Origin of the sequence: Pseudoalteromonas sp. Z9A6 (assembly GCF_011378805.1) — a bacterium.
In the GTDB taxonomy this organism is placed as follows: Bacteria; Pseudomonadota; Gammaproteobacteria; order Enterobacterales; family Alteromonadaceae; genus Pseudoalteromonas; species Pseudoalteromonas distincta.
Genome location: NZ_WTKZ01000069.1, coordinates 1 through 12,813, shown reverse-complemented (window position 1 = coordinate 12,813; position 12,813 = coordinate 1). Strand labels below are relative to the sequence as shown.

General features: G+C 44.9%; 11 protein-coding genes and 3 pseudogenes. 1 reads left to right on the top strand and 13 read right to left on the bottom strand.

Annotation, left to right across the window (positions count from 1 at the left end; all coding sequences use genetic code 11):
- The 5 genes from GQR53_RS21510 to GQR53_RS18120 form a co-directional block, all read right to left on the bottom strand.
- Window positions 1-486 (bottom strand): TatD family hydrolase (locus GQR53_RS21510; RefSeq protein ID WP_346774400.1); only part of this gene is annotated, 486 nt, incomplete at its 3' end.
- 21 nt (window positions 487-507) lie between these two features.
- The gene (pdxH, locus tag GQR53_RS18135) at window positions 508-1,146 is read right to left on the bottom strand and encodes a pyridoxamine 5'-phosphate oxidase (protein ID WP_165744830.1); all 639 of its coding nucleotides are present in this window, start codon (window positions 1,144-1,146) and stop codon (window positions 508-510) included.
- A 339-nt stretch (window positions 1,147-1,485) separates the two neighbouring features.
- On the bottom strand, window positions 1,486-3,228 hold the full coding sequence (gene argS / locus GQR53_RS18130) for an arginine--tRNA ligase (protein ID WP_165744828.1): 1,743 nt from the start codon (window positions 3,226-3,228) through the stop codon (window positions 1,486-1,488).
- Window positions 3,229-3,288: 60 nt separating this feature from the next.
- Window positions 3,289-4,878: a peptide chain release factor 3 gene (gene prfC / locus GQR53_RS18125; protein ID WP_165744826.1), complete on the bottom strand. Its 1,590-nt coding sequence runs from the start codon at window positions 4,876-4,878 to the stop codon at window positions 3,289-3,291.
- 255 nt (window positions 4,879-5,133) lie between these two features.
- A complete protein-coding gene (locus GQR53_RS18120; RefSeq protein WP_024603822.1) occupies window positions 5,134-5,781 on the bottom strand; it encodes a LexA family transcriptional regulator in 648 nt (215 codons plus the stop codon).
- 117 nt (window positions 5,782-5,898) lie between these two features.
- On the opposite strand from GQR53_RS18120, the gene GQR53_RS18115 reads away from it, so the two are divergent.
- Window positions 5,899-6,087 (top strand): YdaS family helix-turn-helix protein, encoded by a 189-nt coding sequence (locus GQR53_RS18115; protein ID WP_024603823.1) that lies wholly within the window; start codon window positions 5,899-5,901, stop codon window positions 6,085-6,087.
- Window positions 6,088-6,123: 36 nt separating this feature from the next.
- On the opposite strand, the pseudogene GQR53_RS18110 reads toward GQR53_RS18115, so the two are convergent.
- The 8 genes and pseudogenes from GQR53_RS18110 to GQR53_RS18075 form a co-directional block, all read right to left on the bottom strand.
- Window positions 6,124-7,193: pseudogene (locus GQR53_RS18110) on the bottom strand (IS3 family transposase).
- 217 nt (window positions 7,194-7,410) lie between these two features.
- Complete coding sequence (locus tag GQR53_RS18105) at window positions 7,411-7,713, bottom strand: antibiotic biosynthesis monooxygenase (protein ID WP_165744824.1); 303 nt, start codon at window positions 7,711-7,713, stop codon at window positions 7,411-7,413.
- Window positions 7,714-7,791: 78 nt separating this feature from the next.
- Window positions 7,792-8,944 (bottom strand): annotated as a pseudogene (locus tag GQR53_RS18100) (IS3 family transposase).
- Between the two features lie 284 nt (window positions 8,945-9,228).
- The gene (locus GQR53_RS18095) at window positions 9,229-10,425 is read right to left on the bottom strand and encodes a low temperature requirement protein A (protein ID WP_165744823.1); all 1,197 of its coding nucleotides are present in this window, start codon (window positions 10,423-10,425) and stop codon (window positions 9,229-9,231) included.
- Window positions 10,426-10,604: 179 nt separating this feature from the next.
- Window positions 10,605-11,031: pseudogene (locus GQR53_RS22795) on the bottom strand (alcohol dehydrogenase catalytic domain-containing protein); the annotation flags it as partial.
- A 26-nt stretch (window positions 11,032-11,057) separates the two neighbouring features.
- Window positions 11,058-11,513, bottom strand: a complete 456-nt coding sequence (locus GQR53_RS18085) for a PaaI family thioesterase (RefSeq protein ID WP_024606408.1) — start codon at window positions 11,511-11,513, stop codon at window positions 11,058-11,060.
- A gap of 69 nt (window positions 11,514-11,582) precedes the next feature.
- Window positions 11,583-11,903, bottom strand: a complete 321-nt coding sequence (locus tag GQR53_RS18080) for a GNAT family N-acetyltransferase (RefSeq protein ID WP_197098101.1) — start codon at window positions 11,901-11,903, stop codon at window positions 11,583-11,585.
- Between the two features lie 212 nt (window positions 11,904-12,115).
- The coding region (locus GQR53_RS18075) for a zinc-dependent alcohol dehydrogenase family protein (protein WP_165744821.1) at window positions 12,116-12,813 on the bottom strand (698 nt) is incomplete at its 5' end.

Here is a 12,813-nt window from a genome sequence, read left to right as displayed (position 1 = left end):
CGCTTGTTGGATTGAACCTGAAAATGCATGAATCACTCCCCCATTTTTTGGCTTACAACGTTTAAACGCTTGCGCAATTAAATCATGGCTTTGCCTGTGATGTACAATGAGCGGTAAGCTTAGCTCGTTAGAAAGCTTTATTTGCTGTTCAAATAAATAAGTTTGTTTAGAGAGGTTTTCAATGCTTCTATCAAGCCCACACTCACCAATGGCCACTAACTGATGCTTATTTGTAGTTGCAAACTCGAATAACGCTTCTATGTGCGATTCTTTATGTTGATCTAAGAAGTAAGGATGTAGCCCTGCCGCTATTTTTATACTTGGATAGGTTGCTTTGAGCTCTATAAGAGTATGCGATTGAGCAAGCGTAATACCCGGTACAACAAACTGATTAACTCCCTTTGCTACACACTCGGTTATGAGCGATTCACGACTTGAATCAAACTCACTAAAATCGAGGTGGCAATGAGAGTCAATAAATTGCACGTTTACTTACTCATCTATTTATTAAGGGTTTAAGCGTGTAATTTGCCAGCTGTTATCTGCTTGGCGCTGATACATAAAACGGTCATGTAAACGATGCGCCCCACCTTGCCAAAACTCAATTTTAGTGGGCACTACACAATAACCGCCCCAAAAATCAGGTAATGGAATTTCACCTTTAGCAAACTTGTTTTTCATATTAGCAAAGGTTTCCATGAGTACTTTACGTGATGACACCGGACGACTTTGCGCTGATGCCCACGCTGCTAATTGGCTTTCTTTAGGACGAGATAGAAAGTACTTTGCCACAACAGAAGTTGGTAATGGTTTAGCCTCGCCATAAACTATAACTTGGCGTTCCATGTGATGCCACGGAAAGTGCAAGGAAATTTTGTTATTGCCTTTAAGCTCCTGCGCTTTACGCGAACCTGTATTGGTAAAAAATACAAAGCCGTTATCATCTAAATGTTTTAAAAGCACAATACGCTGTGAAGGTTGACCGGTTTCATCAACAGTTGCTACAACCATTGCAGTAGGATCGGGCAATTGACTTGCTACCGCATGCTCAAGCCACGTTTCAAACTGCTTAAACGGATCATCTTGCAAGTTATCTTCGCTTAACGCGTCTTGCAGGTATTCACGACGGATATCTTCGAGTTTCATAACAAGTCCTTTAAATAAAGCCATAGAAAAGAGCTTAGAGTAGCGAGCTTAAAACAATAGATGTTGAGTAATAACAAACATTAAGATTCAGGTATATACGATAGCAATAAACGCAGAGACTCAGGTGCATTCGATAGCAATAAGTATAGAGTCTCAGGTGAATCGTTGGGTTTCGTTTCACTCAACCCAACCTACAATGTAAAACATTACATCTGCAAGTGTAGAAGTGCTGACAAGACGGAGTGCTTTTTTATGCCAAGGAGCATACATTTAGTATGTGACTTAGGCTAAAAAAGCACGACAACGCAGTCAAAGCGAACTACACGCAGCAGAAGGTGATTACATTTGCTCCATAACTTCAATACCTAGCAGATCCAATCCCGTTTCTAGTGTTTTAGAAACCAGATTACACAGCACTAAACGGCTATCGCGCACGCTTGGCTCTACGCCTTCTTTAAGTACTGGGCAGGCTTCGTAAAATGTCATGTATAAGCTTGCAAGCTCATATAAGTAACCACATAGTACGTGCGGTGTTGCTTCGCTGATCATTAAATCAAGTACTTCTTCGAGCTGCAGTAGCTTAAGTGCAAGTGCTTTTTCTTGAGGCTCAACAATTGCAACGTCTGAATTTAATGTAGCAGCATCAACGCCTGATTTGCGGAAAATACTGCGTACGCGTGTATAAGCATATTGTAAGTAAGGAGCTGTTGCGCCTTCAAAACTTAGCATGCTGTCCCAGTTAAAAATGTAATCACTGGTACGGTGCTTAGAAAGGTCGGCATATTTAACTGCGCCAATACCTACTTTACGGGCAATTTCACTGCGATCGCTATCACTTAAATCAGACTCACGTTCAGCTAATTTTGCTGCTGCGCGGTTAATTGACTCTTCTAATAAATCAGCAAGCTTTACTGTGCCGCCAGTACGTGTTTTAAATGGTTTATTATCGGCGCCCATCATGGTGCCAAACGGGCAAAACTCGTAGCTTGTTTCGTCTCTTAATAAACCAGCTTTACGCGCTGTTAGCTCTACTTGGTTAAAGTGTAGATTTTGACGTGCATCTACAAAAATTAAGATGCGATCAGCACCTAATTTATTTGAACGGTAGTCACATGCAGCTAAATCTGTTGTTGCATATAAAAAACCACCGCCAGATTTTTGTACGATAAACGCTGATGGCTCGCCATCTTTATTAGCTAGCTCATCTAAAAACACCACTTGCGCGCCTTGCGACTCTACGGCAATGTTTTTATCTTTAAGTAGGCTAATAATATCGTTAAGCTCTGCATTGTATGCGCTTTCAGCCATAATATCGGCTTGAGTAAGCGTTACATTTAAACGCTTGTATACTTCTTCAGAGTGTTTAACTGAGGTGGCTATAAATAGTTTCCAAAGTTTTTCACAATGCGCATCGCCGCCTTGTAATTTAACAACGTAGTCACGTGCTTTATCTGCAAAGCCTTCTTCGTCGTCAAAGCGTTTTTTAGCATCGCGGTAAAAAGTTTCTAAATCAGCAAGCGCAACAGTATCTAAGTCAACGCCTTGACTAATTTGATCTTCTAAATGCGCGATTAACATACCAAATTGCGTACCCCAATCACCCATATGATTTTGGCGCACAACCGTATCGCCTCTAAATTCAAGCGCACGTACAATTGAGTCACCAATAATAGTTGAACGTAAATGACCTACGTGCATTTCTTTAGCTAGGTTTGGTGATGAATAATCAACAACAACTTTTTGTGGCTTAGCGTGCTCGTTTACAGCTAGTTTTGCATCATTGTTAGCCGCTTTAACGCTTTGCGCTAAAAACTCAGGCTTTAAATGGATATTAATAAAACCAGGACCCGCAATTTCAGTCTTTTGTGCAATATCGCTTACATCAAGGTTATCAATAATTTTTTGTGCAAGCTCACGCGGGTTGCTTTTCATTTTTTTAGCTGCGCCCATGGCTGCATTAATTTGGTAATCACCAAATTGTGGACGCGTGCTTTGCGTTACTGCCGGGTTTGTGTCTTCAGGGAAGCCTGCACCGACCATAGCTGCAATGGCTTTTTCAATTAAAATAGTACGAATATTCATATTTTTTTACCTTTATAAACCCGCCAAAGCAGGTTTTCTTTTAATTCTTGTAAATGAGCTCTAGTTTTCGCGTGTATGGCTAAACGTTACTTCTGGGTAACGCTCTACCGATAAGTTAAGGTTTACACGGCTCGGCGCAATGTAAGTTAAGTTATCACCGCCATCGAGTGCTAAATTGCTTTCGCATTTACGTTTAAATTCTTCAAACTTTTTAACGTCATCACTGCTTACCCAGCGTGCCGTATTCACGTTTACGCCTTCATAAATAGCATCAACGTTATATTCTGCTTTTAAACGTGCTACAACCACATCAAACTGAAGTACGCCTACCGCGCCTACTATTAAGTCGTTATTAATAAGTGGTCTAAATACCTGTACAGCCCCTTCTTCAGAAAGCTGTACTAAGCCTTTTAATAATTGCTTTTGCTTAAGCGGATCGCGAAGGCGAATACGACGAAATAGTTCAGGGGCGAAGTTAGGAATACCACTAAATTTAAGTTTTTCGCCTTGCGTGAACGTATCACCAATTTGAATTGTACCGTGGTTATGCAAGCCAATAATGTCGCCAGCGAAAGCATCTGCGGCACGTTCACGATCGCCCGCCATAAAGGTTACTGCATCAGAAATGCTCACTTGCTTGCCAATTCGCACGTGATTCATTTTCATGCCTTGGCTGTACTTACCCGATACAATACGCATAAATGCAATACGGTCACGGTGTTTAGGGTCCATGTTGGCCTGAATTTTAAATACAAACCCGGTAAAGTTTTCTTCAGTTGCAACAATTAGTCTGTCTTCGGTTTCACGTGGTAATGGCGTTGGCGCCCACTTAGTTAAACCATCTAACACGTGATCAACACCAAAGTTACCAAGTGCGGTACCGTAATAAACTGGCGAAAGCTCACCGGCTAAAAACAAATCTAAATCAAATTCGTTTGATGCACCAATAACAAGCTCAAGCTCATCACGTAACTGCGCAGCTAAGTCTTCACCAATGGCAATATCTAACTCTGGATTATCAAGGCCTTTAATTGTGCGAACATCTTGAATTTTATGACCTTGGCCCGTTTTATATAAAACAGCTTCATCATTATGAATGTGATAAACACCTTTGAATTCTTTACCACAACCAATTGGCCAAGTAATGGGGGCACAGGCAATATTTAGCTCTGTTTCAACTTCGTCCAGCACTTCCATTGGGTCGCGAATATCACGGTCACATTTGTTCATAAACGTAACAATAGGTGTGGTACGCAGGCGTGTAACTTCCATTAGCTTACGGGTACGGTCTTCTACACCTTTAGCCGCATCAATAACCATTAAGCACGAATCTACTGCTGTTAATGTACGGTACGTATCTTCAGAGAAATCTTCGTGTCCTGGCGTATCAAGTAAATTAACAAGTGCGTCGTTATATGGAAATTGCATTACAGACGTAGTAACTGATATACCACGCTCTTTTTCCATTTCCATCCAGTCAGATTTAGCATGCTGGTTAGAGCCGCGACCTTTTACAGTACCAGCTCTTTGAATAGCTTGTCCGAATAACAATACTTTTTCGGTAATCGTTGTTTTACCAGCATCAGGGTGAGAGATGATAGCAAAGGTCCTTCGCTTATTGATTTCATTAAGAAAATCTTGGTTTGCCATGTATAAATTCTTTTAGTTTGTACACGGATTTGTACACACTTTTGGAAGTACTCTCTTTCAGTTCTTCGCTTGTCAAATCCGTCGTGTTAATCGTAATTGGCCGCTATTTTCGCTGATCTTGACTTTATAAACAATCAATGGTTATCTAATCGGTTACCATTTACTCTCAGCGTGCGCCAATGCTCAGTTGTAGCTGTTTGCAATCGTTGCTTCTTCAGCTCATGAACAACTGTGGCTAAACCACAAATTCCTTCGCTACCAAAAATCGATGATAGCTTGTCGTACTACACCAATGATGGTGCAGTTGCCGTTGATCGGTATTGCAGGGTATTGGGGGTTCAAAGGTTTTAGGTACTTCTGTTCACCGTCAATGACCAACTGCTTAAAGGTTGCTTCTTTCGAATCATCCAAACGCGCAACAACCAATGAACCTGAAGTGCAAGGTAACTCAGGATCAACAACGATCACTGCCCCCTCAGGTATGGATTTTTTCCCGCTTGGATTTTCCATACTGTCGCCTTTTACGCGAAGTGCGAAACAACCCTCATGTGCTTTTCCAGTGACTTCACGCCACTCTTCAGCATCTTCATGGGCAAATCCCTCCGCTATTTCAGTCCAATCACCGGCCTGAACCCAGTTAATGAGAGGAATTCTTCCCTTAATGTCAGGCCCAACTTCTACATTACCGACCCCCAAGCCAATCTCGCCATCACCTGTGGCGAGCCAATGAGCATTCACGCGAAGCGCCTCCGCGATCTGCATGGTGTAACGAGACCTAGCCGATTTACCAGAGCAAATCTGGCTGATCGACTGCTGTTTGATACCAATGCGACGAGCCAACTCAGACTGAGTCACCCCAGTAAGCTGCAAGGCATGGTTTAGTCGTTCGGATAAAGTTTTCATAAGCCCGTATTCTACAAATAAAACTGTAGCCTTTCAACAATTTTAACTGTTGACTAATCTACAGTTTAAACTGTAAAACTCAATCTTGTAACAGTTATTATTGTAACAGGTGACGGTATGGAAGTGTTCAACACGACACAAAAACATCTCCGCCGTGCCATTGACTTGTTCGGCGGGCAATCAGCATTAGCACGAGCCATCAACTCAAAACAGCAAAACGTCTGGTTTTGGTTGAATAAATCAGGGCGTGTTCCCGCTGAATTCGTTTTACCCATCGAACAAGCTACGCAAGGACAGGTAATGTAAATACCCCATTTAGAACACAGTCATCTCGTAGAATATTTATGCCGCATTTCGGTACTCAAACGGCGTCATATCATTGAGTGAATCGTGCGGTCGTTGATGCATAACTCAATCCAATCTTCGGCTATTTGCTTCACTTCATTCAGGTTGTTGAAGATGTAGCCGTCGAGTACATCGTCACGATAAGTTAGGTTGAACCGTTCAATGTATGCGTTTTGATATGGGCAGCCGGGCTTGATGTAATCAATCATAATGTCATGTGCTTTTGCCCAATTCACAAACACTTCCGAGGTGAATTCGCTGCCATTATCAACTCGAATTTTCTCAGGGTAAGCGTGTCACTCAGCAAGTTGGTCAAGATAGCGTATGACGCGCAGCGACGACATGCTGGTCGCAATATCGATACCTAAAACTTCGCGATTAAAGTCGTCAATAACGTTAAATGTGCGGAACCTGACTTTGTTGTGCAAGCTGTCGCTCATAAAGTCCATTGACCAGGACTTACTCCAGTGCATTTGGAGCAGCTCTGGAATGCGATTGGGTAGTCGCTTTTTACCTTTGCGTCGCAGGTTCAGTTTTAACTTAGTATAAACGCGATAAACTCGTTTGTGGTTCCAGCGGTTGCCTATAGCTTACGAAGGCGTTTGAAGCACTTCGGGAAGCCCCACCGATGGTGCCTTTCGATTAAAGCATTCAAGGCATCAATGATTTCGTCATCATCGTTCAATTTCGGCTAGTAATAGTAAGCAGTGCGACTGATACCAACCACATCACAGCTCTATTACAACGCTCGCCTTATACTGCACCTGCAACTCGCGTGCCCAGACTTTTCGTTCTGCCACAGGTGCTAGAGCTTTTTTTATGATGTCTTCTTGCATCTGTGACTTGAGGCTCAACTCAGCATACATCTGCTTAAGCCGACGGTTTTCTTCCTCAAGCTCTTTTAAGCGGCGCACATACGACGCCTCCATGCCGCCGTATTTTTCGCGTCATTTATAAAACGTTGAATTACCGATACCGTACTTACGGCAGATATCTTTCACCGGCATACCGGCTTTGGCCTCTTTTAAAATCGCCACAATCTGGCTTTCTGTCATGCGTTTGCTCATCGTAAAACTCCTTTGTTTTAGTTTAAAAGAAATTCTACGAGTGAGCTGTATTATTATACGGGGTAGCTACACTAACAATCGGTGTAAAAACTCCGATAAAAAGTATGATTAAGCCGAACACTTGTTTTGTGTTCATGAGTTCTCCTTTTTGTATCGCTAACGCCTGAGTTAAACCGCGCCGCGAACCGGCGTCGGCTTGAACGAATTGTTAGTCTTGCTAGCCAGGTAGCTTTGCCGCAAGTACATCAACGCTTTCGATGGACGGGGGCTCGGAGAACAACTCACCTGCCTTTGCCATCAACGCGGCTGCGACCTTGCCGGAGAGATGGGCCTGGCGACCCGCGTCATCCGGGAAAGCATCAAAGATTCCGAAAGTGCTTGGTCCAAGGCGAATGCCAAACCACGCAGTGGTGGCAGGCTCCTCATTGACGATGGGAAGGCCACTCATAAGGAAGCTCTCAACCTCTTTCTCTTTTCCGGGTTTCGCTTCAAGGCGAACGAACAAGGCTACTTTGACCATGGAATATCTCCTGTTGTTAAAACGACATCACGATATGCGATGTTCTCTTGTAAGCTTAGCTGGTAATGCCTAATTTTTCTAGACACCTTCTACCCTTTTAAAATATTCACGCCCAAAGTTGTTTGGCGATACTCTGTCATTTTTCGTATGACGCCGAGTTGGATTGTAAACCATCTCAATATAATGAAACACTGCCTGTTTGGCTTCAGCCCGGTTTGGATAAATACGACGGCGTATTTTTTCCTTCTTTAAATTGCTGAAGAAGCTCTCAGCAACCGCATTACCATGATAGTTACCACGTCGACTCATACTGGCTTTAATATTGTATGCATCGAGTAATTTTCTGAACTGCCGACTGGAATATTGAGAGCCCTGGTCGGAGTGCAAACTGACTTGTTGCTGCGGTTTTCGTCACCAATAAGCGGCTGCAATGGCTTGCATAGCCAAGTCTTCGGGCATTCGTTCGCTCATCGACCAACGAACGATATTACGTGCGAATAAATCCATGACGACGGCTAAAAAAAGAAAGCCTTCATGTGTTTTAATGTAAGTGATGTCGGTCACCCACCATTGATTAGGGTGCTCGACGTTAAATGCGCGATTTAACGCGTTATCGGCAACAATATCGGTCTTACCTCCGTAGTAGCCTCGGGGCGTGTTATAACCCCGCTGCGCACGAATGCCTTCTTTTTGCATTAAGCGTAAGATCCGATCACGGCCACAATATTGGTTGGAGTCACGAAAGTCCATGTAGATATTGCGGTAACCATGAAAGCCACCGCTTTCTATCCAAAACTGCTTAATTTTTTGCGCGAGTTTTTGGTCTTCACGCTCTCGCTTGCTGACTGGCGATTTCAGCCAATCATAATAACCGCTGGGGTGAACGTCTAACGTTCGGCACAAAACTCTCACGGGATAACGTGAACTACAAGATTTTATGAACCGGTACCGTTCTTTGACTCACCGACAAAGAACACCGCGGCTTCCTTTAACAGGTTCCTTTCTTGTTCAACACGTTTCAGCTCACGTCTCAGCCGGGCATTTTCAGCTCGTAAGTCTTGTTCTTCTTCACGCGCTTTTGCTGGCTTTGAAATTTTTTAAGCCATCCATACAGCGTTTTAGTGCTTATACCTAGACGTTCAGCAACATCATTCACACTGTAGCCATGCACTGCGACTTGATTCACTGCTTCTTGTTTAAACTCGTCCGAATATCGGATACTTTTACCCATGATTTACTTCTTATGATCATAGTTACATTTTTACCATAAAAGGGGAACATTATTGGCTCAGCTATTTTAGAAGGGGCACGCCATGCGGGAGGATGCACGGCGAACTGAGGACGAAGCGCCGGCGTGGACAGCGCCGACGGACAATCACTGATCACGAAAACAAAAAGGCCGGCTTGATGAATGCTTCCGAAAAGAATGTGGTTCTACGGCTTAATGAGCATAAGAAGAGCGCATCAAATCCCTGACGGCTATCTGTCAAATTGCATGGGCGTAGCCATGTTCCATCACAGCATTTTATCAGACCGGCGCGCATCTCTTACCGCCAGAAAAATCGGCACACCAATCTGCGAGAACAACGCCAGGGCCCAAAGGGCGTTGCTGACAATCGACGGTACGAGGGGATGAACGGCTAGCACAACCAGCGCCATGACAATGCCGAACAGCCTCAGACCGGCGCTATGGTAAGTGTCGATGGCATCAGCCACAGTTCGACGCAGCGCCCATAGCGAAGCTAAAAAAACCGCAAGGCCGACCGAGCCAAGCGCGGCGTAGCCGGGCGGATAAGGCTCCCACAGGCCGACGTAGACTTCTCCGGCCAGCGCAACGCCAATCGTCACCGCACTCCACAAAATCACGATGTGAGCAAACCAGTATCTCAGCAGCACGGCACTGGTGCGGCTCTTCGGTTTTGCATTGCCGGCGCAGTCGAAATAAGTCCAGGCCAGCGCGAAGAGGGACAAGCCGCCCATGGTCACATTGAACAGCGTACCCGCGCTGACTTTGTAGACGCCCTTGTCGGCCAGTGTGACCACCAGCTTAAAGAAGCCTTCACCCAGCAAAATCAACATCAGAAGGCCGAAGCGCTCCGAGATGTGTCCGAGTTGAGGCACAAAGCGTTCGAAGCGGAGCGTGCCCACGCGCGGCAGCATGTACTGCAGCTGGATTGCTGCCACGCCGGCGGCAAAGACCCAATAGGCGACCGGTGTGGGCAAAAAAGCCGACAGTGCGAACACCCCGGCCAACACGAAAAAATTCCGCCCCTGTTCCTGCGCCAGCGTATTGCCCGCGTTGTCGGTACAGCGCGCCCGCCAGTAAAGATAGGCCGTCAGCGCCCGATTCAACGCATAGCCCAGCGCGAAATACGTCCAGCCTTCACCGCCCACGTCGGGAATTGCCGCCGCGATGGTCATCATCGTGACAATCTTAAGTGCCATCACCACGCGATGCGGCATGTCCGTGGAGATATACAGCGAGTTATAGACCGAACTGTCTGCCCAGGCATAGAAAATCGCCAGGAACAGTCCCGTAAACACCCAGAATCCTTGCCACCCCAGATGATGGGACAGGTAATTCCCCAGAATGAAAATTGTCACTACATGGACCAGATCGAAGAAAAGTTCCACCCAGTGCACGTGGTCGTGGGTTTCATCGACATCCATGTGATGGCGCGGTCGCCGCCAGAGAAGATCGTTAATTACCATACACACCCCCTTTGCCTTATTGTTATGGCGGGGGTTCTACCCCGTTTCTACGGACAGTTTAAAACGTTTGTAAACTACCTGTCTTTATTCGCTACTCTACGTCGTATTCTTAGATTATGAAACCGCTCGATGTAAAAAATATATCGGCACAATGACCGATAGCACTCATGCTCCCCAAAAGCGCCATAAACTGTCAGGTACTGCATCCAAGCTGCTGCGCCTTCAGCAAAGGTTAGCCCTGCTGGTTTGAGTGCTACATATTCACTTGGTACGACAATCTCTTCTGCGTAGCAGCCATTCTGAGAAAGCCCCATCTGAGGGACAATACAAACCTCTTCCCCAAGGCGTAAATGATTTACCTCTTCCCCGACTTCAATGACTACCCCGGATGCTTCATAGCCGATTCGCAAAGGGAAGTCGGCCTTTTCTATAGTGGCCTCGCCTAAACATGGCATCAGCACGATTGAGCCCAACAACTTTGACCGCAATACGTACATCAGTGGCCTGCAAACTTGGACTCGCCAGCGAGTCAATAGTTAATACCTCGGGACCACCTAATTCATGGAAACGAACAGTTCGAATTAGTTTTCTTGGACTCTTATGCATCCTCAACAATAACCTTTTAAACGGAGTCAAGCTTTCAGAGAGTTAATTGTTTTAATATTCTCACTTCGTTCCGATGTATAGGGCGGTATAGAGTATGTACCCACAACATGTGCTACTAAATCACTCACCCCCTCAGAGTACAGAGAAACCTCCCCAACCACGAGAGTACGGCCGACTTTTATCAGAGAACATTCCGCAATGATTCGCTCATTTGCCGATGGCTTACGTAAGAAGTTGATGTTAAGGCTAGTTGTTACTGCTAATGGCACGATGCCAATTTTACCAAGTATCGCCACATAAAGTGCCACATCAGCCACACTCATTAAAACAGGCCCCGAAACCGTTCCGCCAGGACGTAATTCATCCTGACCTACATGATGAGATACAGTCGCTCCACCGTTGCTCACTGCTTCCACAACGCATTTGCTTTGTGGAAACTCCGATTTCATGAAAGCGATAACTTCTTCTTTTGTAGCTGTCATTGAGACTCCTTAAATATTTATTCACGTTTATAGGCACCTGGTGAAGCGTTACTCCAAAACTTCTATACCCTATTGTGAGCCTAGTTTCTCTTCCACCAATGCAAAGCCCTGACTTTCGTAAAGATATCGAGCTGCATTAAGCCCTGAAAAAGTCCATAAGTTGATTTGGACGAAACCCTGAGCATCGGCAAAAGCTAATGCAGAATTGAGAAGCTGTTTACCTAGCCCGAAACCTCTTAAAGAGTCGTCCACAATGAACCATCGTAAATGTGCTCGATTATGCCCAAGTTCTTCACCATCAATGGCAGCAGAAGCTGGAATTTTATCGTCCCGTTTGATCGTCCAAATCTCATTACATGGGTTATCTAGCCTTCCAATAAATTCCGCCATGCTACTCGCCACTGAACATGCAAATTCCCGACCAAAATCAGCCACTGTCGCGTAATAATGGGCATGCATCTCCGTAACACGTGCAATCAAAATGAATGTCCCTAATCTGATCGTAAGATTCTGATTTAGTTCATTCGATTTCCGCAACAAAGCCCACGCTAATTATTATCAGGCACTGACTGAGTCGAGAGACCAGCGGAAGCTACGAACTGTTAATCAAGTTCGACCACTATTTTACCAATCTGCTGATTTGACTCCAGATAATGATGCGCTGCTACTATCTCTTCAAATTTAAAGCTTCGATCAATGACAGGCTTGAGTGTTCCCTTGGATAAACCCGAGTGGATAAATTGCTTTGCTCTGCGAAAACGCTCGATGTCTTTTATAACTTCAGTAAACACATATCCCCTAACTGTCAGACTTTTACGAAGTGCTATTTTTAAGGGAAAAGTAGTTGTTTCGGGACTTAATGCTCCGTGTACTATTATTGTTCCTTCAGGGCTCATTGCTTCAGCAATTTCAGCTATTTGCGGCCCACCGACAGCATCAAATGCGATTTTTAAATTGTTTTCTCCCAAGATGCTTATCAAGCTATCCAGCAGCGGTTCTTCTTGGGTTGCAATCACATGGGCCGCGCCAGCCTTGAGCACAGCAGCCTTTTTAGCTCCTGTTTGAGTTGTAGCGATAGGGATACCCCCTAGAGCATTCACAATTTGAATCGCAGCCAATCCAACACTGCTCGATGCGGCGGTTATCAGTACTGCATCGCCTTTTTGCACGTTAGCAATTTCGATCAAAGCGCCATAAGCTGTCAGGTACTGCATCCAAGCTGCAGCACCTTCAGCAAAGGTTAGCCCTGCTGGCTGACGAATCCCCAAAACGTGACAGGCACAGCAATTTATGATCTTAT

Bases quoted from the DNA above. Each gene is read 5' to 3' on its own strand.
- pdxH (WP_165744830.1), bottom strand. From the start codon at position 1,146: ATGAAACTCGAAGATATCCGTCGTGAATACCTGCAAGACGCGTTAAGC.
- argS (WP_165744828.1), bottom strand. From the start codon at position 3,228: ATGAATATTCGTACTATTTTAATTGAAAAAGCCATTGCAGCTATGGTC.
- prfC (WP_165744826.1), bottom strand. From the start codon at position 4,878: ATGGCAAACCAAGATTTTCTTAATGAAATCAATAAGCGAAGGACCTTT.
- GQR53_RS18120 (WP_024603822.1), bottom strand. From the start codon at position 5,781: ATGAAAACTTTATCCGAACGACTAAACCATGCCTTGCAGCTTACTGGG.
- GQR53_RS18115 (WP_024603823.1), top strand. From the start codon at position 5,899: ATGGAAGTGTTCAACACGACACAAAAACATCTCCGCCGTGCCATTGAC.
- GQR53_RS18105 (WP_165744824.1), bottom strand. From the start codon at position 7,713: ATGGTCAAAGTAGCCTTGTTCGTTCGCCTTGAAGCGAAACCCGGAAAA.
- GQR53_RS18095 (WP_165744823.1), bottom strand. From the start codon at position 10,425: ATGGTAATTAACGATCTTCTCTGGCGGCGACCGCGCCATCACATGGAT.
- GQR53_RS18085 (WP_024606408.1), bottom strand. From the start codon at position 11,513: ATGACAGCTACAAAAGAAGAAGTTATCGCTTTCATGAAATCGGAGTTT.
- GQR53_RS18080 (WP_197098101.1), bottom strand. From the start codon at position 11,903: ATGGCGGAATTTATTGGAAGGCTAGATAACCCATGTAATGAGATTTGG.